This is a genomic window from Frateuria sp. YIM B11624, from assembly GCF_049727805.1.
Taxonomy (GTDB): domain Bacteria; phylum Pseudomonadota; class Gammaproteobacteria; order Xanthomonadales; family Rhodanobacteraceae; genus Frateuria_A.
This window is the reverse complement of the sequence record NZ_JBCNYA010000001.1, coordinates 84949-108341: the sequence shown is the minus strand read 5'-3', so window position 1 is coordinate 108341 and position 23393 is coordinate 84949. Positions and strand designations below refer to the sequence as shown.

Here is a 23393-nt window from a genome sequence, read left to right as displayed (position 1 = left end):
CGCCGTGCGGACTCCGGCGGGGCATTTTTGTTTTCACGCCCGCGCAGGCGGCGGGCCGCAGCAGGAACGAGCGCATGGGCGAAAGCGGCGACACGCGCATCCGCAACGTCGTGATCGTGGGCGGCGGCACCGCCGGCTGGATGACCGCGGCGCTGCTCTCGCGCGCGCTCGGCGGGCAGGCGCAGATCCGGCTGGTCGAATCCGACGAGATCGGCACCGTCGGCGTCGGCGAATCGACCATTCCCTCGATCCGCCTGGTCAACGCCTTCCTCGGCCTGGACGAGGACGACCTGCTCCGCTCGGTACAGGGCACCATCAAGCTCGGTATCCAGTTCAACGACTGGCACCGCATCGGCGAGTCCTACCTGCACGCCTTCGGCGACATCGGCCTGCCGCTGGGCCTGCTGCCGTTCCATCCGTACTGGCTGCGCAGCCGGCAGGATCCGGCCGCAGCCGACCTGTGGGCCTACTCGCTCAACGCCCGTGCGATCGGCGCGCATCGCTTCGCGCGCATGGAGCGGGTCGACGGCACTCCGCTCACCGGCCTGCGCTGGGCCTACCACCTCGATGCCGGGCGCTATGCCCGCTACCTGCGCCAGCATGCGGCGCAAGGCGTGCAGCGCACCGAAGGCAAGGTGGTCAAAGTCAACCTGCGCGCGGCCGACGGCTTCATCGAATCGGTGCAACTCGCGAGCGGCGAAACGATCGCCGGCGAGCTGTTCATCGACTGCTCCGGCTTCCGCGGGCTGCTGATCGAGGAGGCGCTCAAGACCGGCTACGAGGACTGGCGCCACTGGCTGCCTTGCGACCGCGCGATGGTCGCGCCAAGCAGCCGCGTGGAACCGCTGCGTCCGTTCACCCAGGCCAACGCGCGGCCGGCCGGCTGGCAATGGCGCATCCCGCTGCAGCACCGCAGCGGCAACGGCCACGTGTATTGCAGCCAGTTCATGGGCGACGACGAGGCGACCGCCCTGCTGGTCGGCGACATCGAGGGCGAGCTGCTGGAGCAGCCGCGCCTGCTGCGCTTCACCAGCGGCATGCGGCGGCAGGCCTGGAACCGCAACTGCGTGGCGCTGGGCCTGGCCGCCGGCTTCATGGAGCCGCTGGAATCGACCAGCATCCACCTGATCCAGTCGGGCGTGCAGCGCCTGCTCACGCTGTTCCCCGACCGCCAGTGCGACGCCGCGCTGGTGACCGAATACAACCGGCAGACGCGTTTCGAATACGAGCGCATCCGCGATTTCCTGGTCCTGCACTACCGCGCCGTCGAGCGGCGCGACACGCCGTTCTGGCAGCACTGCGCGCAGATCGCCATGCCCGAGCCGCTGGAGCGCAAGCTCGCCTTGTTCCGCAGCGGCGGCCGCATCGTGCGCGATGCCGACGAACTGTTCGCCGAACCCGCCTGGCTGCAGGTGATGCTGGGCCAGGGCATCGCGCCGACCGGCCACCACCCGCTCGCCGATGCGCTGCCGCAGGCGCAACTGGAGGAGTTCCTGTCGCACATCCGCACGCTGCTCGATCGCGCCGTGGCCGGCATGCCGGAGCACGCGCAGTTCATCGCCCGGCACTGTGCCGCCAACACGTTGGAGGCCGTCTGATGCATCCCCGCTGGCAACCGATCCTCGCCGCGGCGCTGCTCGCCGTGCTGCTACCCGCCACCGGCATCGCGGCCAGTTATTACCGCGCCCCGGAGGAGCGTGTCCATGCCGAGGCGCCCGCCGCTTCCCGCTCGGGCGTCTGGTACGAGATCTTCGTGCGTGCCTGGCGCGACAGCGACGGCGACGGCGTCGGCGACCTCAACGGCATCACCGAAAAACTCGACTACCTCAAGTCGCTCGGCGTCGACGGTATCTGGCTGATGCCGATCAATCCCTCGCCCAGCTACCACGGCTACGACGTCACCGACTACCGCGCGATCAATCCGCAGTACGGCACGCTGGCCGACTTCGATCGCCTGCTGGATGCCGCGCACGCACGCGGCATCCGCGTGATCATGGACCTGGTGGTCAACCACACCAGCGATCGCCACCCATGGTTTCTCGCCGCGCGCGACCCGGCCGACCCGCACCACGCCTGGTATGGCTGGGCCAGCCCCGGCACGGATCTCGATGCGAAGAGCGCCACCGGCGGGCAGGCCTGGCACGCGCTGGGCAAGCAGCATTACCTGGGCATCTTCACGAGCGAGATGCCGGACCTGGACTTCGACACACCCGCCGTGCGCAAGGAAGTCATCGACATCGGCCGCTACTGGCTCGCCCGCGGCGTGGACGGCTTCCGCCTCGACGCGGCGCGGCATGTCTACGAGGATTTCGCCGCCACGGTCGACGACCCGGCCCTGCTGCGCCGGAACCTGGCCTGGTGGAGCGCCTTCCACGACGCGATGAGGACCGCGCGCCCGGGTGTGTACCTGGTCGGCGAGGTGACCCGCGACGAACCGAAGCAGTTGGCGCCCTGGTATGGCCCGCTCGATGCGGTGTTCGATTTCCCGCTCGCCACGCAGTTGATCGAGAGCGCCCGCAGCGAACGCAACGGCGGACTCGGCGACCTGCTCGAGCGCATCGCCACGTCCATCCCGGCCGGACAGGACGCGCCGTTCCTCTCCAACCACGACCAGGAACGGGTGATGAGCCAGCTCGACGGCAACACGCAGCACATGCGTACGGCCGCGGCGATGCTGCTTACCCTGCCCGGCCAGCCATTCATCTATTACGGCGAGGAACTGGGCATGCGCGGACGCAAGCCCGATCCGGACCTGCGCGAACCGATGCGTTGGCATCGCGATCCGACCGGCCCCGGCGAGAGTCGCTGGAAGCGCTTCAGCGCGGGCGACGGCCCGGACGTGTCGGTGGATGTCCAGCGGGATGACCCGCATTCGCTGCTGGCCTGGTACCGCATGCTGATCGACTGGCGCCGCGAATCGGCCGTGCTGCGCGACGGCGCCCTCAGCGTGCCGGCCATCGCCGATCCCCATCTTGCCGCCTGGGAGCTGGCGGATGCCGGCGACAGGGTGCTGGTCGTGCACAACCTTTCGCGCACGCCACAGACATTGAAGCTGGCCGGTCCGCTCGCGCACTTCAGCCAGATAAGCCACGCCAGCGAACCCGACACCCGGATCACCGCAGGGCAATTGCATCTGCCCGCCTACGCTTCGGTGGTGCTGCAGTGAGCGGTCTGATGTCGTGCGCAGGCAGCACCCACAGCTCGGCGACAGAGGTCTTCGGCGCGCGAAAAACGGTCCTGGATGCGCGTACGGCCGAGTCCGTTTGTCCCCTACCACCCGTGCTGGCGGATCGTGCGCCGCACCATCGGAAAACCGCGTCATGTCACACATGAATACGTATGCACACGGGTGTTGCGCCGCGCGCCGCCGACCCTACTATGGGCCCGGCTTCGATCGCCTGCACGCGCTCTTCACAAAGCTCAAGCGCGCGTCAATGGGGCCGATCACGTTGTTAGTCGTCGGAGTATCGCTGGTGTCCCCTTCTTCCGCTGCTGCATCGCTTTCCCAGGCCCGGGCGCACGTTGCGCCGGCCAGGTCCGCTTCCCTCACGCCGGCCGCTCCCGGGTTCGACATCACGCTCGGTGCCGATACCGTCCGCGTCGAGCTGACCGCGCCCGGCACGCTGCACGTGCAGTTCCGCAAGGCCGGCCATGTGAGCGCGCCGACGATCGTGATCGATCCTGCGCCGCAGGCCTCGACCCGGCCGGTTGCGGAGGTTTCCCAGGACGCCGGCGGCGCACGCCTGCATTCGGCGCAGTTGGACGCGGTGTGGGACAAGCAGCACGGCGAACTGCGCATCGGCGTGCCGGGCCAGCCGCCGCTGCTGCGCCAGTTCGCCCTGCCCTCGCTGGGTCACGGCCGGCTGAGCCTGATCCACGCCAAGGGCGAGCCGATGTACGGCATCGGTGGCTTCGACGCCGTCGAGCCGGCCACCGCCGGCCTGCTGCGCGACGGCTATCGCCCGGTCACCGCCGGCGAGCAGGGCCACGCCGGTGCGCCGTTCGTGTGGAGCACCGCCGGCTACGGCGTGCTGGTCGACGGCGTCGGCGGCCAGATCGCGCTGGGTGACACGCGCATCGACGCGCGCATGTTCGACGGCGGCCTCGACTATTACGTCTTCCTCGGCAACCCGCACGCGATCTTCGGCGCGCTGGCGCAGGTCAGCGGCCGCAGCCCGCTGTTCCCGAAGTGGGCGATGGGCTTCACCAACAGCCAGTGGGGCATCGACGAGAAGGAACTGCTGGACATCGTCCACGGCTACCGCGAGCGCCACATCCCGCTGGACAACTTCACCCTCGACTTCGACTGGAAGGCCTGGGGCGAGGACAACTACGGCGAGTTCCGCTGGAACGAGCACAAGTTTCCCGACGGCGACAGCGGCAAGCTCAAGTCCCTGCTCGACGCCCAGGGCGTGCACCTGACCGGCATCATGAAGCCGCGCATCCACGTGGACACCGTCGAGGGCCGCGAGGCCAGCGAGCACGGCTACTGGCTGGCGCAGAGCGACCCGGCGCCGGACTACTTCTCCGGCAAGACCGTGCGCGAGCTCGACTTCGCCGATCCGGCCGCACGCGCCTGGTTCTTCAACGCCGCGCTGAAGCATTCCTTCGAAACCGGCATCGTGGGCTGGTGGAACGACGAGGCTGACGACGTCGCCGTCGACCTGCAGCACATGGACATGCAGCGCGCGCTCTACGACGGCCAGCGCGCCATCTCCGACCTGCGCGTGTGGTCACTCAACCGCAACTTCTACCTCGGCGCCCAGCGCTACGCCTACGGCCTGTGGTCGGGCGACATCCGTACCGGTTTCGCTTCCATGGCCGGCCAGCGCCAGCGCATGCTGAGCGCCATCAACGTCGGCGCGATGCAGTGGGGCATGGACGGCGGCGGCTTCAAGGGCGGCACGCCGACCCCGGAGAACTACGCGCGCTGGATCCAGTTCGGTGCGTTCACGCCGGTGTTCCGCGTGCATGGCGAACTCGGCCAGCACCGCCAGCCGTGGGTGTACGGCGCGGTCGCCGAGAAGGCCGCGACCGACGCGATCCGCCTGCGTCAGTCGCTGATCCCCTACATCTACAGCTACGAGCACCAGCGTCGCGCCACCGGCATCGGCCTGGTCCGCCCGCTGCTGTTCGACTGGCCGCACGACGCCAACCTGCGCAACGACGTTGACGCCTGGCTGTTCGGCGACAGCCTGCTGGTCTCGCCGGTGGTCGATGAAGGCCAGACGGCCAAGCCGGTCTACCTGCCCGCGGGCGAGTGGATCGACTGGTTCAGCGGCAAGCGCTATGAGGGCGGCCGCACCATCGAGCACCAGGCCGACGCCACGCACTGGAGCGACATTCCGCTGTACGTCCGCGAAGGCGCGATCATCCCGATGGCGCCGCCGATGGACTACGTCGGCCAGCGCCCGCTCACCGAACTCGAGGTGGAACTGTTCCCCGCCGCCGACGGCAGCCAGTTCGATTACTACGACGACGACGGCAGGACCTACGGCTACGAGCAGGGCGAATACTTCCTGCAGTCGATGCGGATGCAGGCGCACGGCGATACCGTGAGCTTCGCCATCGCCGCGCCGCAGGGCAGTTACAAGCCCGCGCTGAAGTCGTGGTTGCTGAAGTTCCACGGGCAAGCGGCCGAGGCCGTGCGCAGCAGCGGCCGGGCGCTGGAAGCCTTCGACGGGGTCGACGCCCTGCGCGCGTCCGGCGACGACGGCTGGGCAGTGGGCAAGGACCGCTTCGGCCCGGTGACCTGGGTGCGGGTGGCCGCCGGCCACGCCCTGACCGTCACGCTCGACGTGAAAAAGTAAGCCGCAGCGTTTTTGCCGTCCGGCCCATGGTCCACAGGGTCGTCGTTCCCGCGTTCGCGGGAATGACGGCCGCGAGAGCCGGACGACCCTCATGTTCACCGCCTGGGAGGAACGTGGCATGCGCAATGACGAACGGACGATCCGCCGCTGGAAGACCACCGCCGCGATCCTCGCGGCCATGGCGCTCTATGCCTTGCCCTCGACTGCCCTGCTGGCGGCGAGCAACGACAACAACGTCGAATGGAACGGCCTGTTCCACGACCAGGGGCCGCTGTACGACAACCACGTCGAGCCGACGGCCGCCCAGGCGGTGACACTGACGCTGCGCACCTTCAAGGGCGACATCACCAGCGCCAACATCAAGTACTACGACAGCGCCGACGGCCAGTTCCACTGGGTGGCGATGAGCTGGTCGGCCAATGACGCCACCGGCAACTTCGACTTCTGGAAGGGCACGGTGCCGGCCAGCGCCTCGGAGAAGTACTACCGCTTCCAGGTCAACGACGGCAGCGCCACCGCCTGGCTCAACGCCGCAGGCGCCAGCTCGTCCGAGCCGTCCTCCGGCGACTTCTTCATCGTGCCCGGCTTCACCACGCCGGCGTGGATGAAGAACGGCGTGATCTACCAGGTCTTCCCCGACCGCTTCTACAACGGCAACACCGTCAACGACGTCACCAACGGCCAGTACACCTACGCCGGCTGCGCCACCGAGAAGCACGCCTGGGGTTCCAGCGTGGTGTCCAACGTCGGCGGCTGCAACAGCGCTGTGTTCTTCGGCGGCGACCTGGCCGGCGTCGACCAGAAGCTCGGCTACATCAAGAACACGCTGGGCGCGAACATCCTCTACCTCAACCCGATCTTCCTCTCGCCGACCAACCACAAGTACGACACCGAGGATTACCTCAAGGTCGATCCCGCCTTCGGCACCAGCACCACGCTGCAGACGCTGATCGGCGACGTGCACAGCAGCACCAACGGTCCGCGCGGCTACGTGATCCTGGATGGCGTGTTCAACCACACCGGCGACACCTCGGCCTGGTTCGACCGCTACCACTGGTCGAGCGTGACCGGCGCCTATGAGTCGCAGTCGAGCAGCTACTACAGCTGGTATACCTTCCAGGCCTGGCCGAACAGCTACTCGGGCTTCTTCGGCATCGCGAGCATGCCCAAGCTCAACTACGGGTCCAGTGGCTCGGCCGTGCGCAACGCGATCTACGGCAGCGCCACCTCGGTGGTGAAGACCTACCTGAAGACGCCCTACTCGATCGACGGCTGGCGTCTGGATGCCGCGCAATACCTGGACGCGAACGGCGGCGACGGCTCGGACGCGACCAACCACCAGATCATGGCCGAGCTGCGCACCGCGGTGAAATCGGTCAATCCCAACGCCGAGATCCTGGGCGAGTTCTGGGGCAACGCCGGCCCGTGGACCGACGATGGCAAGGAATGGGACGGTGCGATGAACTACGACGGCTTCATGCAGCCGGTTTCGGAGTGGATCACCGGACACGACTACGGCAACGGCGCCGCCTCCATTCCGGCGAGCCAGTTCGACAGCTGGCTGCGCGGCACGCGCGCCAACTACCCCACCAACGTCCAGCAGACCATGAGCAATGCGCTGGGCAGCCACGACACCACGCGCTTCGGCACCCGTGCCGGCGGCGACATCTGGAAGACCTATCTCGCGCTGATCTTCCAGATGACCTACGTCGGCACACCGACCATCTACTACGGCGACGAGTACGGCATGCAGGGCGGCGCCGACCCGGACAACCGCCGCACCTTCGACTGGACCGTGGGCACCTCGACCAACAGCGCGGTGGCGCTGGCGAACAAGCTGATCGCGATCCGCAACGCCTACCCGGCCCTGCGCACCGGCTCGTTCATGACCCTGCTCACCGAGGATGCCTCGAAGCTGTACGCCTACGGCCGCTTCGATGCCTCGAACCGCATCGCGGTGGTGCTCAACAACGATTCGGTCACGCATTCGGTGACCGTGCCGGTGTGGCAGTTGAGCGTGACCAACGGCAGCCACCTGGTCGACCAGATTTCCGGTACCTCGTACACGGTGCAGAACGGCCAGGTCACGCTCAGCGTGAACGGCCATTACGGCGCCATCCTGGCGCAGTGAGAAGGGACGGGGCCGGTGCGGTACGGGCAACCGCACTGGATGCACGGCCGTAACCCGTTGCTTCCCCGTCCCGGCGGGGAAGCATCTGCGGCCGCTAACCGACGATAGCCCTACGCGCCTACCGTCGCCCGATCGGAACCCAATCCGCTCGGTCCGGCATGGTCCCGGCATCTGCCCGACCCGTGCACGGAGGCCCGGCAGATCGCCCACGGCACAGGTGACCATGCGTGGACAGCCGCGGGCGCAAGAGCAATGGCATTCATGGCTTGGCGGACTGGCCGTGGCAGGCAAGCGTCTGGTCCGCGACGGTGCCGAGAGAGACCTCGGTGAGGTCGATCCGCCCGCCCGGATAACCAGTCCATACGAAGGGCCGGTCCAGCCGGGTCATGTCGGCGCCGGCCTCACCGAAGCACTTGAGCGGAATGCCCACGCGCAGCCACTGGCCATGCGGCAGGGTCGCCAGCTGGTCACCCACCGGCACCTGCGCACCGCAGCCGTCGCCGCAGGTCACGCCGATCGCCGCGCCCTGTGGCGACAGCGATTCGATGCGCAGCGTGGTGACCAGCAGCACGTCGCCGTTGGTCTCGCGCTCCACATCCAGCGGCGCGGGTGCAACCAGCGCCGCGCGCGCGCCGCCATCGCCGGACCAGGCCAGGGCACGGGCGTCCTCCTGTGCCTTGTAGTCGAAGGCGCCGACGCGAAGACTGCCGTCGCCGGTAGCCGCGGGTGTGCCGGTGACGTCCGCGGTCGCGCCGTCGGCGCCGGTCAGGCGCAGCGTGAAGCCCTGCGCCGGCTTGCCGTGGCTGAAGTAGATGCCGGCACGGGCGTGGCTCAGGTCCACGCCGGCGATCTCGGGCAGCGGCGCGGACGTGTCGCGGTCGGCATAGGTCAGGCCGAAGCCGTACGGATATTGCGGCGCCTCGCCGCGCGCCGCTGCAGCCACGGGAATCTGCGCCGCCGTGCGCGGCCAGGCGTAGGCGAGCTTGCCGTGGAAGTCGTGCGCGATGCGGCCGTCCGCGGTGCGCAGCAGCACGTCGGCGACGCCCTCCCCTTCGGTGCCCGGCAGCCAGGCCACCACGAAGGCGTCGGCGGCGTTGATCTCGCGGTTCATCCACAGCGGCCGGCCGGTGAGGAACACCCCCACCACCGGCACGCCCTCCCCGCGCAGGCGACGCAGCAGCTCCAGGTCGTGGTCGTCGCCGGGACGGTAGGCCAGGTTGGGCAGGTCGCCCTGGAACTCGGCGTAGGGATCCTCGCCGAACACCACGATGGCGACGTCGGGCTTGTGCTTGTAACGACCATCGGCCGCCAGCTCGGCGCTGCCGCCGGCAGCCTGCACCTGCTGGCGTATCCCCTGCCAGATCGAGGTGGCGCCCGGGAAGTCGGCGTTGGTCAGGCCGGTGCCCTGCCAGGTCAGCGTCCAGCCACCGTTCTGCTTGGAGATGTCGTCGGCGCCGTCGCCGGTCACCAGCACATGCTTGCGCGGATCGATCGGCAGCACGCCGCCGTGGTTCTTCAAAAGCACCAGCGATTCGCGCACCGCGCGCCGCGCCAGCGCGCGATGCATCGGGCTGCCGATCACCTGCGCCGAGCGCGCCACTAGCGGGTTGGCCGAAGGCGGACCGGCCTCGAACATGCCCAGCCGCAGCTTCACCCGCAGAATGCGGCGGACCGCGTCGTCCACGCGGCTCATCGGGATCACGCCCTTCTTCACTTCGGCCAGCGTGTTGACGTACACGCCCTTCCACGAATCGGGCGCTTCGAACATATCCAGCCCGGCGTTGTAGGCCGCCGGGCAGTCCTCGTTGTTGCAACCGGGCACCTGGCCGTGCGCGTTCCAGTCGCCGAGCACGATGCCGTCGAAGCCCATGCGCCCCTTCAGCACGTCGGTGATCAGGCCCTTGTTGCCGGCCATCTTCACGCCGTTCCAGCTGGAGAAGGACACCATCACCACCTGCACGCCGGCCGCGATCGCCGGCGGATAGCCGACGGCATGGACGTCGCGCAGTACGGTCTCGGGCACCTGGGCATCGCCCTGATCCTTGCCGTTGTGCGTGCCGCCGTCGCCGACGAAATGCTTGGCGGTGGCGATCACGTGGTTGGCATCCAGGAATTGCGGCGTGCCGGGCCGGCCTTCCAACCCCGCCACTATCGCGCTTGCATAGCGCGCGACCAGCGGCGGGTTCTGCGAGTAGCCCTCGTAGGCGCGGCCCCAGCGTTCGTCCTGCGGCACCGTAAGCGTGGGCGCGAAGGTCCAGTTGAAACCGCTGGCGCGCAGTTCGAGCGCAGTGACCTTGCCGATCTCATGGATCAGTTTCGGATCGCGCGTGGCGCCCAGGCCCACGTTCTGCGGGAACAGCGTGCTGCCGACCAGGTTGTTGTGGCCATGCACGGCATCGATGCCGAACAGCACCGGGATCGCCAGGCGCCCGCCGGTGGTGTCCATCGAAGCCTGGTAGAAGGCATCGCACAGCTTCTGCCACTGCGCCGCGGTGCCGTACTGGCCGCCGTCGGGGCCGGAGTTGCCGCCGGCCAGGACGGAGCCGAGGCGGTACTTGCGCACGTCCTCGGGCGTCACGTACTTGATGTCGGCCTGGATCATCTGGCCGACCTTGTCCTCCACCGACATCTTCGCCATCAGCGCGTCGATGCGCGCTTCGAGTGCGGGATCGGGCGGCAGTGGCGAGTGTCCCCTGGGCCAGATCCCGGGATGGACGGTGGTATCGGCGGCCAGCGTGGCAGCAGGAACCATGGGCGGCACGCCGAGAAGTGATGCGGCCAGCAGGAAACGACACAGGATCGGCGGCGACAGAGGCGACGAAGGCACGACGGGGGAGCTCCCAGGCGGGCGTGTCGGGGCACGCGACAAACCGCATGGTGACAGGAATGACAGCGCTGTCAATGCATTGTGCACGGAGCGCTCGATCGCTGGTCCGGCCGATCCCGCGGCTCACGGAGAGGTATGGGGCGCTTGTCTTGTTCCGCATCCCGGCGCGCACGCAGGCTGCATTCCGCATGAAAGCCCGGAACCGTGCCTCGTCCCACGCCCACTGGCCCTCGGACGCGATATGGGCCGTGTCGTACCCATGGGCACGCTTGCGGAAAAATCGCTGTTCGAAATCGAAGCGGAAACATGCCGGCGACGGCCGAAATCTCTCAGGGGGCGGCGGCGGTCGACCCGCGGATCTGCAGTGCGAACGGGATCTGCACCAGCCGGCCCTGGCCCTGCCCGCGCAGCACGTTCAGCAATTGCTGCGCGGCAATCTTGCCCATCTCGCGGCTGGGCTGGCGCACGGTGGTCAGCGCCGGCCACAACTGGCGCGCCAGCGGCGTGTCGTCGAAGCCGCAGACGGACAGGTCGTGCGGCACTTTCAATCCGTACTCACCGGCGGCCCACATCACGCCGGTAGCCATGTCGTCATTGGCGGCAAACACCGCGGTGGGCCGATGCTCGAGCGCGAACAGCTCGTGCGCCGCGGCGACGCCGGAGCTGAACGTGAAGCCCCCCTGCACCACCAGTGCCGGATCTTCCTCGATGCCGGCGGCGGCGAGCGCCTCGCGGTAGCCGGCCAGGCGCCAGCGGCTAGCGCCGTGGTCGGCGATACCGATGACGTGGGCAATGCGCCGGTGGCCCAGCTCCAGCAGGTGCCCCACGATCGCTCGCGCGGCCTGCTGCTCGTCCATGGCCACGCCGATCGCCCTGTCGTGCTGCACCGGCGAGACGCTGGCGTAGGGCACGTTGCGCTCCTTCAGCTGGCGCAGCAGCGGTTCGTAGTCGGTGATCGGCGGAGTGAGCACCACGCCGTCGGGATGGTGGTCGGAAATCAGCGCGTCCAGCCGGCGCACGAAGTCGTCGCCGCGCATGCGCAGCGGGCGCACCATCATGCTGTAGCGGTGTTCGTCGCAGGCCTCGAGCACCCCGTCCTGGATCTCGGCCAGATACGTCGACGCCGGGTTGTCGTTGTTGTCGTAGAGCATCGCCACGACGAACGAGCGGTTACCCGCCAGGCTGCGCGCCGAGGGCAGCGGGCGGTAGTCCAGCGCCTCCATCGCCGCGCGCACGCGCTGGCGGGTGGCCTCGGTCACGTTGGCCTCGTCGTTGAGCACGCGGGACGCCGTCTTGGGCGATACGCCCGCCTTACGCGCCACATCTTCGAGGCGGACCCGCATGGAAGCTCCCGCTGCCGTTGCCAACGCCGATCGACTATGCCGGCTCCGCCCGGCGCTTTACAAGGCGCTGGCTACCCCGCGAGGGCGCAATGAATACGTATGCAACCACTGGTCGCCTTCGCGCGGCGCTGCCTACCATGCCGGAGCCTTTCCGTATCCGGCCACGCGATGTTGCAGCCGCAGCATGCGCAATGCGCCGGGGCGTGACATAACAGCCCGCATCCGTGGATACCAAGCCGATGACTCCACTCCTTCCATGTTCGGCCCGCCCGTGCTGAGCCTGCTGCTTGCGGCCATGACCGCCACCACCGCGCCCGCCTGGCATGACAGCCTCCAATGGCGCGGCACCGACGTCGCGATGCGCCGCGGCGCGCAGGGCAGCTACACGCTCGCATCGCCCACCGGGCAGCGCACGATTGCGGCGCAACCGCTGCGCAGCGATACCGGCAGCGTCCTGTTCGATGGCCTGTTCGCCATGGCGCAGGACGATCTCAGGCAGGACTCGGTCGAGCAGATCCGCGACGGTGCGTTCAACCACGGCCAGCCGATTCCCTGCCACTGCTTCGAGACCGGCCTCAAGTGGCCGTACGTGTGGACGCGCGACCTGTCCTACGCCGTCGACCTGGGACTGTGGCGCTTCGACCCGGCACGCTCGCGCAACGGGCTCGAGTTCAAGCTGTCGGATGCGCGCGTGGCCGACGTGCCGCCGGGGCCGTATCCGATGCAGGACACCGGTTCGGGCGGTAGCTGGCCGATCAGCACCGACCGCGTGGTGTGGTTCCTCGGTGCACGCCACCTGCTCGACGACAAGGCGTTCGCCGGCCAGGTCTACGCGGCGCTGCGCGCCACCCTTGCGCAGGACCGGCAATACGCCTTCGACGCGAAGCTCGGGCTTTACCGCGGCGAGACCTCGTTCCTCGACTGGCGCGAGCAGACCTATCCGGCCTGGACCGCGCAGCGTGTGACCTTCATCGCGCAGTCCTTCGCGCTGTCGACCAACGTGCTGCACTACCAGGCGCTGCAGATGGCGGCGAAGCTGGCCGGCGAGCACCGCGACACGGCCGCCGCGGAGGGCTACCGAGCCCAGGCGCAGGCGTTGAAGGCGGCGATCAATGCCCGCTTCTGGCGCGCCGACCGCGGCCTGTACATGAGCTACATCGGCGGCGACGGCACCCCGTTCGACACCTACGACCTGCTCGGCACGACGCTGGCGATCGAGAGCGGCGTGGCCGAAGGCGAGCGTGCCAGCCAGGCGCTGGCCAACTACCCCACCTGGCCGGCCGGCAGTCCGGTGATCTGGCCGGAGCGTTCCGACCAGCCCGTCTACCACAATCGCGCGATCTGGCCGTTCGTCAGCGCCTACGCGCTGCGCGCCGCGCGTGCGACAAGGCAGCCGGCGCGCATCGCGCACGAGATCGAGTCGGTCATGCGCGGCGCGGCGCTGCATGGCTCGAACATGGAGAACTACGAGCTGCTGACCCAGGCCGAGCACGTGGACGAAGGTCCGCTCAGCGGACCGGTGGTCAACTCGCCGCGCCAGCTTTGGTCGGTGGCCGGCTACCTGGCGGTGGTGACCGAGGGCGTGTTCGGCCTCACCGCCGACGACCGCGTCGAACCGCTGCTGCCCGCGTCGCTGGTGCCGATGCTGTTCGGCGAACGGCACGCGATCTCGCTCGAGCTCAAGGATCGCCGCATCACGCTGGAGCGCCCCGCGAAGATCGACGGCAACCTGCTCGTCGCCGGCCGCACGACCACGAAAGGCACGCTCACCACGGTCACGCTGAAGGCCGTGCAGGTAGCCGATCCGCCGCTGCGCCTGGACGCGACGCTGTACGCCCCGGTCGCCCCGCAGGCGCCGCAGGTGGCATCCTCGGGCGACGGCTGGCGGGTGCAGGTCGACGGCCGGCAACGGCTTTACATCGACGGCCATCCGCACGGCGACATCGACGGCACCGCGCAATTGCCGCACCAGCCGGGCCGGGTCTGCCTCACCACCACGCGCGTCGATGCCCAAGGGCTCGAATCGCTGCACTCCCCCGCCGCCTGCGTGGGCGACCAGGCGAAGGTTTCCGGCGACTGGCCGCGCGCCTGGACGGCGCCGGCCAGCGGCAGCTACCGCGTCGCGCTCGACTACGCCAATGGCCACGGCCCGATCAACACCGGCATCACTGCGGCAGTGAAGATGCTGGTGGTCCGCTGCGAGGGCGCCGCCGAGCAGCGCCTGCCGCTGGTGATGCCGCACAGCATCGGCGTGCAGCCGTCCACCTGGGGCCGCTTCGACGCGCGCGCCGGCGCCCGTTGCCATTTCAGCCTGGAAGACGGCTTCAACATGAGCTACCTCGCGCACTTCGCGCAGTACACCGGCGGCAGCGGCGGCAGCGCCGGGCCGTTGAACGAAGCGACGCTGCACGACCTGCTGATCGCCCCGCTTGCCACCGGTCAGCGCACGCCATGAAGGACGAACGTCCCCTGATCCGCAAGCCGGAGCTGTCGTTCTGGCAGATCTGGAACATGTGCTTCGGCTTCCTCGGCCTGCAGTTCGGCTTCGCGCTGCAGAACGCCAACGTCAGCCGCATCTTCCAGACGCTCGGCGCCAACGTGAACGACATCCCGGCACTGTGGATCGCCGCGCCACTGACCGGGCTAATCGTGCAGCCGATCATCGGCCACTTTTCCGACCGCACCTGGAACCGGCTCGGCCGGCGTCGTCCGTACTTCCTGATCGGCGCGGTGTTCGCCTCGCTGGCGCTGCTGTGGATGCCCAACGCGCCGATGCTGTGGATCGCGGCCGGACTGCTGTGGATCCTGGACGCCTCGATCAACGTGTCGATGGAACCCTTCCGCGCCTTCGTCGGCGACCAGTTGCCGACGCAGCAGCGCGCGGCCGGCTACGCGATGCAGAGCTTCTTCATCGGCGTGGGCGCGGTGGTTGCCTCGATGCTGCCGTGGGTACTGGCCCACCTGGGCGTGGCCAACGTGGCGCCGGACGGCGGCATTCCCGACACGGTCCGCTACGCCTTCTACGCCGGCGGCGCGGTGCTGCTGGGGGCGGTGCTATGGACCATCCTGAGCACCCGCGAATACCCGCCCGCGCAGTTGCGCGCGTTCGCCGACAGCGTGGCGCAGGACGCGCGGCCCGACGCCTCGCCTGCCTGGCGGCTGGGCCTGGTGCTGCTGCTGGTGGGCGCCGGCGTGCTCTATGCGATCGGCCACTTCGCGCTGGAGAAGGAGGTCTACCTGCTCGGCGGCGGATTGATCGTCGCGGGCCTGCTGTTCGTATGGCTCAGCTTCACCCGCAGCAAAGGCATGCTGCGCGAGGTCATGGGCGACCTGTACGGCATGCCGGTGTCGATGCGACGGCTGGCCTGGGTGCAACTGTTCTCCTGGTTCGCGCTGTTCGCGATGTGGATCTACACCACCGCCGGCGTCACCCAGACGATCTACGGCACCACCGACGTCGGTTCGGCGCTGTACAACGAGGGCGCCAACTGGGTCGGCATGCTGTTCGCTGCCTACAACGGCTTCGCCGCGCTGGCGGCGGTGGTGATCCCGCTGATGGTGCGCCGACTCGGCCTGCGCATCAGCCACCTGGTCAACCTGTGCCTGGGCGGCGCGGGGCTGCTCTCGTTCCTGCTGATCCGCGACCCGCGCTGGCTGCTGGCCTCGATGGTCGGCGTGGGCTTCGCCTGGGCCTCGATCCTGTCGCTGCCCTACGCCCTGCTGTCGGACAACCTGCCGGCAGCGAAGATGGGCGTGTACATGGGCATCTTCAATTTCTTCATCGTCATCCCGCAGTTGCTCGCGGCCAGCGTGCTGGGCCTGCTGCTGCGGCTGTGCTTCGGCAACCAGCCGATCTGGGCGCTGGCGCTGGGCGGCGCCTGCCTGCTGGTGGCCGGGCTGTTCACGCTGCGCGTGCACGAACCCGCACCGGTCGCCGCGCCGTAGGCATGCACAAATCATTCGGGTGCCGTCCCGCGAGTCGCGGGCATGGCCGTGGCCGTCTGTCATTCAACGATCCGCTTTCCTCAAGGATTCCACCATGAAGCTCAAGATCGGCGCCGCCTGCCTGGCATGGGCCCTTGGCCTCGGCATCACCCATGCGGCCACGCCGCCGCGCGAGTTCTACGGCACCGCCGCGCCGTTCGCCTCCAACGCGATCTACTTCGTGATGACCGACCGCTTCGTCAACGGCGATCCGTCCAACGACCATCGAAACCAGGGCGGCGTGCATCGCACCTTCGACATTCCGGTGCCCGGTGCACCCAAGGGCGAGAGCGCGAACATCGGCTACCTGGGCGGCGACTTCAGGGGCGTGCTGGACAACGCCGGCTACATCCGCGGCATGGGCTTCGGCGCCGTGTGGATCACGCCGATCGTGGACAACCCCGATGAAGCCTTTACCGGCGGCGATCCGGTCTACTGGGGCTCGAAGTTCTCCGACCGCGGCAAGACCGGCTTCCACGGCTACTGGGGCGTCAACTTCTACAAGCTCGACGAGCACCTGCCGAGCAAGGGCCTGGACTTCGCGCAGTTCACCGCGGGCATGCACAAGGCCGGGCTGAAGGTGGTGCAGGACATCGTGCTCAACCATGGCTCGCCGGCGTTCACCATGCCGGTGCGCCAGCCGCAGTTCGGACAGATCTTCGACGAGCACGGCAAGCTGATCGCCGACGAGCAGAACCTGCCGCCGTGGCAACTCGATCCGCGCCACAACCCGCTGCACCGCTTCTATCACGCGTACGAGGACCTGGCGCAGTTGTCCAACAACGACGAGTCCGACCCGGCGGTGCTGGACTATTTCACCGGCGCCTACCTGAAGTGGATCGGCCAGGGCGCGGACGCCTTCCGCATCGACACCATCAGCCACATGTCGACCACGTTCTGGCGGCAGTTCTCCGCGCGCATCCGCGCGAAACACCCGGGTTTCTTCATGTACGGCGAGGCGTTCGACTACAGCCCGGACAACATCGGCAAGTACACTTGGACGAAGAACGGCGGCATCAGTCTGCTCGATTTCCCGCAGCAGTTGGCGATCAAGGCGGTGTTCGAGCATCCGGGCAGCGATTACGGAATGCTGCAGTCGAAGCTCTACCTGGCCAACGGTCCTTACGAAAATCCCTACGAGCTGGTCACCTTCTACGACAACCACGACATGGCGCGCATGGACGCCAGCGACGCGGGCTTCATCGACGCCAACAACTGGCTGTTCACCGCGCGCGGCATTCCGGCGATCTACTACGGCTCGGAAACCGGCTTCGAGCGCGGCCGCGCCGAGCACCAGGGCAACCGCAACTACTACGGCCAGGCGCGCATCGACGCGGCGGACAGGAGCCCGATCTACCGTCAGCTCAAACGCATCGCCAACCTGCGCGCACGCACGCCGGCGCTGCAGCGCGGGCTGATGCTCGTCGAGCACATGGCGGGCGACCAGGCCGCGTTCTATCGCGTCTACCAGAAGGATGGCGCGCACCAGATCGCGCTGGTGCTGCTCAACAAGGGCGACAAGCCGGCGTCGTTCCACGTGACGAAGTACCTGCAGGCGGGGCGCTGGCAGGCGGCGCTGGGCGACGGGACGATCGACGTGGCGGAGGGCGGTGCGCTGGAGGCCAGCGTGGCGCCTCACGACGTGGCGGTATACCTGCTCGATGCGCCGGCCACCCGCGGCGACCTGGTCGCCGAACTGACGCGCCTGATGCGCGACAGGAGCCATCCGGATGACTGAGCGCCTCGTAGGGTGGGCTTCAGCCCACCGCTCTTCGCTAGGCCGGACACGGCGGGCTGAAGCCCACCCTACGCGGCTGCTGGCACGCTGCTGGTTCGCCCTGTTCTTCCTGCTTCCCTGCGCGCTGCATGCGCAGGTGCAGAAGCTCGAGCTCGCCGCCCCGGCCTTCGCCCCCGAACGCCTCCACGTCACCGTGTATCTGCCGCCGGGCTACGCCCAGTCGACCGCCCGCTACCCCGTGCTGTACGCCGACGATGGCCAGGACATGCAGGCCGTCGGGTTGCAGGCCACGCTGGCCGGGCTGTACGGCGAGCACGCGATCGAGCCGCTCATCGTGGTGGCGATCGACATGCTGCACGACCGTGCCAGCGGCTACGGGCTTTCCGACCGCGCGCGAGGGCAGAGCGTGGTCGGCGGCTCGCGGATCGGCGCGATCGGCCTGCGTGCCGCGGACTACTCCGCGTGGGTGGCCACTTCGCTGGTGCCCTACATCGATGCGCACTACCGCACGCGCGCCGACGTGCACCAACGCACGATGATGGGCTGGTCGCTGGGCGCGCTGAACGCGTTCAACCTCGGCTGGCAGTACCCGGACGTGTTCGGCCAGGTCGGGGCGATGTCGCCTTCGTTCTGGCTGGCAGGGGATCGCAGCGATGCGGCGGCGGTGCAGCGCAGCCGGCTGGCGCTGGCGATGGTCGACCGCGGGCCGAAGCGCGACGGCCTGAAGTTCTGGTTCGCCGCCGGAACGGCCGAGGAAACCAATGACCGCGACCATGACGGCGTCATCGACGTGGTCGACGACCTGCAGGACCTGGTGGACGGCTGGCGTGGCGATGGCGTGCGGCGACGGGGTCTGCGTCAGCTTGGCTACTCGACCGCGGGTGCGCACGCGGACGTGACCGTGTTCCTGCTGCCGGGCGGGCATCACCAGCAGGCGTCGTGGGCGAAGATGCTGCCGGTGTTTTTGCGCTGGGCGTTTCCGGCGGCCGCACGGCCATAGCTTTTCGCGAGCCCCGGCGCCGGAGGCTGGGTCCCTCCCGCGAAGCGGGAGCATCGGCTAGGTCGGCTTTACGCTCGACTGCCGCACCATCAACTTGACCGGCAGCATCACGCTTTGCGCCGGCTCGCCGCGGATCATCCTGAGCAGGTTGTCGACCAGCACCTCGCCGGCGCGGCGGGTGTCCTGCAACACGGTGGTGAGCGGCGGGCTGGCGAAGCGCGCCATGGGAATGTCGTCGAAACCGGCGACCGGAACGTCCGCCGGCACCTTGTAGCCCTGTTCCGCCAGCGCCCGCATCGCGCCGATCGCGATCAGGTCACTGGCGGCAAACACGGCATCGAAGGCGACGCCGCGGGCCAGCAGTTCGGACATGGCTCCGTGGCCGCAGGGCTGCGTGCTTTCGGCATCCACCTGCAGCGTTTCGTCCACGTCCAGGCCAGCCTGCCGCAGGGCATCGGCATAGCCGCGATAGCGCTCGAAGAACTCGGGATAGTGGCTGGATGCATCGCCCAGGAAGGCGACCCGCCGGCAACCCTGCTCGATGAAGTGCCGCGCCACCGCCTGCCCGCCGCTGAAGTTGTCGCAGCCGACCGAAACACCGGGCTGGTCCGGTTCCACCGCGCCCCAGCGCACGAAGCGCGTGCCGATCGCCACCAGCTTCTCCAGCCGCGCGCGATAGGCCAGGTAGTCGCCGTAGCCCAGCAGGATGATGCCGTCGGCCTTCTTGCTGTCGGCGTAGTCGGCGTGCCAGTCGTTGGAAAACTGCTGGAAGGAGATCAGCAGGTCGTAGCCCTGCTGTGCGCAGGCACGGGTGATCGAGCCCAGCATCGAGAGGAAGAACGGGTTGATGTTCGAGCCGTCGGTGGTCGGATCCTCGAACAGCAGCAACGCCAGCGCGCCCGAATGCTGCAGGCGCAGGTTGGAGGCGTTCTTGTCGACCTTGTAGTTGAGCTGCTCGGCGGCGGCGCGGATGCGCTCGCGGGTTTCCTCGCTGACCAGCGGGCTGCCGCGCAGGGCGCGCGACACGGTTGCCTGGGAAACCCCCGCCAGGTGGGCGATGTCGATGGATGTTGCCTTGTGCTTGCTCACTTTGGACCGCTACCCCAGGTACGGCCGACTCACCGGCCGTCCGACGTTTCCGCATGCTAGCGGTTTGCCGTCCGGGATGCGATCCGGCGGGGATGGCGGCGACGGTGGGTTGCGTCAGCGCCACTCCATCGTGAACCTGGCGCCCAGCGTGGCGCCCGGCGCCAGCCAGGCCGCACCGCCGATGTTGAAGGCGTCGGGTGGCCCGCTTTCCGGCTCGATGCAGGTGGCATGCGCGGGCTGGTCGTACACCACCCAGTGGCGGCAGTCCGAGGCGAGCTGCAGGCGCTGGCCCGCGTGGTGCACGACCACCGGATCGTCGTTGAGGAAGCAGTCGTCCCATGGACCTACCGGCGGCTCGACCAGCGGCAGCATGACCATGCCCTCCGCGTCGCGCGGGTAGGCCAGGCTGGGCGAGAACTCGATCCGCTCCGGCTTGCGGAACCACGGATGCCAGCCGATGACCGCGGGCATCAACTGCGCGCCGGCCGTCACCGACAGCCACAGGCTCAACCGCCTGTCGGCCACCTCGATGCGCTGGTGCGCGCTGCCGCCGAACGGCCAGCGCTCGTCCTCGGGCAGCACCAGCGACAGCTCCAGCGCGGTCGGCGCGTGGCGCTCCAGCCGCCAGGGCATGCCGAAACCCACGCCATGGATGGCATGGCCCTCGAGGTTGAGCGGCAACTGGTACCGGCGTCCCTGGAGCGCGAAGCGGCCGGCACGGATGCGCCCGACCCAGGGCACCATCGGATAACAGCCCCAGGCGATCATGGCGGGAGTGCCGTCGTGCGGCCCGACCAGCCAATCGACGCCGGCCTGCGTGATCTGCGCAATGCGTCCCCCCGCCTCCGGCGCCACGTCCACCGTCAACGCGCCCGAGCCGATGCGCACGAGCTCCCCGGGCGGCATCGGTTGCCGCGCAACGTCGATCGCGGTGGCTTCATTCGCCATAGGGGTGCACCGTCCGGATGCGGCCATCCGCCTCGTAGTGCAGCTCGGTCACCTTGACCGAACGCAGGTGGGCGACGCCGCCGGAGAGCAGCGCGTCGTGGTAGTACAGCCACCAGCGGCCGCCGAACTCGACGATCGAGTGGTGCGTGGTCCAGCCGACCACCGGGGTGAGGATGCGCCCCTGATAGACGAACGGGCCGTAGGGACTGTCGCCCACGGCGTAGCACAGGCAATGCGTGTCGCCGGTCGAGTAGGACAGGTAGTAGCGGCCCTGGTACTTGTGCATCCAGGGACCTTCGAAATAGCGCCGCTCGTGGTCGCCGGCGCGCAGTGGCTGCCCTGCCCCGTCCACGATCACCACCTCGCGAGGAGGTTCGGCGAACTGCGTCATGTCCTCGCGCAGGCGCGCCACGCGCGGGCCGAGCGCGGGCTCGTGCGCGGCCGGTTCGGCGTGCTCCGGTGCGTAGGCGTTGTCGCGGTACTTCTGCAACTGTCCGCCCCAGAGGCCGCCGAAGTACATGTAGTGCTGCCCATCATCATCGGCCAGCACCGCCGGGTCGATCGAGTAGCTGCCTGCGATGGGTTCGGGCTCGGCCCGGAACGGACCCTCGGGGCGATCGCCCACCGCCACGCCGATCCGGAAGATGCCGTCGGCACGCTTGGCCGGAAAATACAGGTAGTACCGCCCGTCACGGCAGGCTGCGTCGGGGGCCCACATCTGGCGCTGCGCCCAGGGCACGTCGCGGATGTGCAACGCCACGCCGCAATCGACTGCCTCGCCCTCGGGCGAATCCTGCCGCAGCACGTGGTAGTCCTCCATGCCGAAATGGTCGCCCTCGTCGTTGAACGGGATGCCCGCGTCGACGTCGTGCGAGGGGTAGACGTAGAGCCTGCCCTCGAACACGTGCGCGGAGGGATCGGCCGTGTAGATGTGGGTCACCAGCGGCTGCGAGATGGCGCGTTCCGCCAGTTGCTGCAGTCGGACCGGATCGGTTTCGTCGGACATGCCCTTACCTGTTCGATGCCTGGGTGGAATGCGTTTGGCTCACGCGGCGGCGACGCGGCGCAAGCCCAGTTCCTGCTCGATGCGCGCCTCCATGTGGCGGTCGATCTCGTACAGGAACAACAGCGCCACGCCGAGCAGGAACGGAATCGAGCAGTACAGGCTCACCGACAACCGGATGCCCTGCACCACCTGCGGTGCCTGCACCGCCGCGCCCGCGTCGTAGCCGTAGGCGGCCAGGATGCCGGCCACCAGCGCGCCGCCGATGCTCAGGCCCAGCTTCAGCCCGCACAGCATCGCCGAGAAGATGATCGCGGTGGCGCGACGGTTGTTCTTCCACTCCGAGTAATCGGCCACGTCCGCGATCATCGCCCACAGCAGCGGCGTGGTGATGCCGTAGAAGAAGCCGTGCAGGATGTAGGCGAGCATCACCAGCCCGATCGCGCCGGGCGGGAAGAACCAGAACGCCAGCAGGCACAGCGTCGAGACCAGCAGCGCGCCGCCGAACACGTCGCGTTTGCCGAAGCGGTCGGCCAACGGGCGCGAAAACCCGATGCCGATGATCATGAAGATGATGCCGCCGGCGCTGAACAGGCTGAAGGCGGAGGTGGGCGCGTCGCTGGGCCACTGGAAGCCGGCCAGGCCCATGCCGGCCAACGCGGCGTTGAGGCCCGCCACGCCGCGCTCGAAACCGATGCCGTCGAGGAACCGCTCCAGTTGCAGCGGATCGAGGTAGTACTTGAAGTAGTAGATGTACATGCCGCCCTTGAGGGCGAGGTTGATGAACACCAGCACGGTCAGCGCGAGCATCACCAGCCAGGGCCGGTTGCGCGCCAGGTCGGCCAGGTCCTGGCGGATGCTGGTGGCCTGCTCCGGCGGCGGCACCACGCGCTCGCGGGTGGTGAGGAAGGTGATGATGAAGAACACTGTCCCGACGACGGCGAACAGCGCCATCGTGTGTTCGAAGCCGCGCGCCTTGTCGCCGCCGCCCAGGATCAGCACCAGCGGCAGCAGCAGCACCTGGATGATGAACTGCGCGATCATCACCGCGACGAAGCGGTAGGACGACAGGCTGTTGCGCTGCGCCATGCTGCCGGTGAGCACGCCGCTGAGCGCCGAGTACGGCAGGTTGTTGGCTACGTAGACCAGCATCAGCAGCACGTAGGAGCCCAGCGCGTAGGCCACCTTGCCGTGCTCGCCCAGGTCGGGTGTGCTGAAGGCCGCCAGCGACAGCAGACCGAATGGGATCGCGGTCCACAGTATCCACGGCCGGAACTTGCCCCAGCGCGTGCGCGTGCGGTCGGCCACCAGGCCCATCACCGGCGTGAACACGAACGCGCCGAGCAGGCCTACCACGAAGATGACGGTCGCCGCGGTGGCCGCAGGGATCCGGTAGACGTCGGTGTAGAAGAATGCCAGGAAGGTGACCAGCGTCTGGAAGATCAGGTTGGCCGCAAAATCGCCCAGGCTATAGCCGACCTTTTCCCGGATGGAAAGCTTTTCCTGGGTACTGTTCATGG

Annotated in this window: 14 protein-coding genes; 8 read left to right on the top strand and 6 right to left on the bottom strand. The window is 68.5% G+C overall.

Annotation, left to right across the window (positions count from 1 at the left end):
• Positions 1–74 precede the first annotated feature (74 nt).
• The 4 genes from AAIL17_RS00470 (at position 75) to AAIL17_RS00455 (ending at position 7941) form a co-directional block, all read left to right on the top strand.
• Positions 75–1598, top strand: coding sequence for a tryptophan halogenase family protein (locus AAIL17_RS00470; protein ID WP_424680833.1), 1524 nt, complete (start codon positions 75–77; stop codon positions 1596–1598).
• Complete coding sequence (locus AAIL17_RS00465; protein ID WP_424680832.1) at positions 1598–3166, top strand: alpha-amylase family glycosyl hydrolase; 1569 nt, start codon at positions 1598–1600, stop codon at positions 3164–3166. Before AAIL17_RS00470 ends, AAIL17_RS00465 begins: the two co-directional genes overlap by 1 nt.
• Positions 3167–3473: 307 nt before the next feature.
• The gene (locus AAIL17_RS00460; RefSeq protein ID WP_424680831.1) at positions 3474–5810 is read left to right on the top strand and encodes a TIM-barrel domain-containing protein; all 2337 of its coding nucleotides are present in this window, start codon (positions 3474–3476) and stop codon (positions 5808–5810) included.
• Positions 5811–5928: 118 nt separating this feature from the next.
• Complete coding sequence (locus AAIL17_RS00455) at positions 5929–7941, top strand: glycoside hydrolase family 13 protein (protein ID WP_424680830.1); 2013 nt, start codon at positions 5929–5931, stop codon at positions 7939–7941.
• A gap of 259 nt (positions 7942–8200) precedes the next feature.
• Here AAIL17_RS00455 and AAIL17_RS00450 read toward each other — a convergent pair whose 3' ends face one another.
• Together AAIL17_RS00450 and AAIL17_RS00445 are read right to left on the bottom strand one after the other, a co-directional pair.
• Positions 8201–10693, bottom strand: coding sequence for a glycoside hydrolase family 3 N-terminal domain-containing protein (locus tag AAIL17_RS00450; protein WP_424680937.1), 2493 nt, complete (start codon positions 10691–10693; stop codon positions 8201–8203).
• A 404-nt stretch (positions 10694–11097) separates the two neighbouring features.
• Positions 11098–12111 (bottom strand): LacI family DNA-binding transcriptional regulator, encoded by a 1014-nt coding sequence (locus AAIL17_RS00445; RefSeq protein WP_424680829.1) that lies wholly within the window; start codon positions 12109–12111, stop codon positions 11098–11100.
• A 256-nt stretch (positions 12112–12367) separates the two neighbouring features.
• Here AAIL17_RS00445 and AAIL17_RS00440 point away from each other — a divergent pair, with 256 nt between their 5' ends.
• The 4 genes from AAIL17_RS00440 to AAIL17_RS00425 all read left to right on the top strand — a co-directional run bounded on the left by AAIL17_RS00440 (position 12368) and on the right by AAIL17_RS00425 (position 18833).
• Positions 12368–14566, top strand: a complete 2199-nt coding sequence (locus AAIL17_RS00440; protein WP_424680828.1) for a Six-hairpin glycosidase-like protein — start codon at positions 12368–12370, stop codon at positions 14564–14566.
• Entirely contained in the window at positions 14563–16056 is a 1494-nt protein-coding gene (locus tag AAIL17_RS00435) for an MFS transporter (protein WP_424680827.1), read from the top strand. The genes AAIL17_RS00440 and AAIL17_RS00435 overlap by 4 nt, the downstream gene beginning before the upstream one ends.
• A 94-nt stretch (positions 16057–16150) precedes the next feature.
• A complete protein-coding gene (locus tag AAIL17_RS00430) occupies positions 16151–17833 on the top strand; it encodes an alpha-amylase family glycosyl hydrolase (protein ID WP_424680826.1) in 1683 nt (560 codons plus the stop codon).
• 136 nt (positions 17834–17969) lie between these two features.
• Positions 17970–18833 carry an alpha/beta hydrolase gene (locus tag AAIL17_RS00425; RefSeq protein WP_424680825.1) on the top strand — a complete coding sequence of 288 codons (864 nt, stop codon included), beginning with the start codon at positions 17970–17972 and terminating at the stop codon, positions 18831–18833.
• Positions 18834–18890: 57 nt separating this feature from the next.
• On the opposite strand, the gene AAIL17_RS00420 is transcribed toward AAIL17_RS00425, so the two are convergent.
• The 4 genes from AAIL17_RS00420 to AAIL17_RS00405 form a co-directional block, all read right to left on the bottom strand.
• On the bottom strand, positions 18891–19922 hold the full coding sequence (locus AAIL17_RS00420; RefSeq protein WP_424680824.1) for a LacI family DNA-binding transcriptional regulator: 1032 nt from the start codon (positions 19920–19922) through the stop codon (positions 18891–18893).
• 114 nt (positions 19923–20036) lie between these two features.
• Positions 20037–20870, bottom strand: coding sequence for an aldose epimerase (locus AAIL17_RS00415; protein WP_424680823.1), 834 nt, complete (start codon positions 20868–20870; stop codon positions 20037–20039).
• Positions 20860–21876, bottom strand: coding sequence for a glycoside hydrolase family 43 protein (locus AAIL17_RS00410; RefSeq protein ID WP_424680822.1), 1017 nt, complete (start codon positions 21874–21876; stop codon positions 20860–20862). Before AAIL17_RS00410 ends, AAIL17_RS00415 begins: the two co-directional genes overlap by 11 nt.
• A 39-nt stretch (positions 21877–21915) precedes the next feature.
• On the bottom strand, positions 21916–23391 hold the full coding sequence (locus tag AAIL17_RS00405) for an MFS transporter (RefSeq protein ID WP_424680936.1): 1476 nt from the start codon (positions 23389–23391) through the stop codon (positions 21916–21918).
• Between the last annotated feature and the right edge of the window lie 2 nt (positions 23392–23393).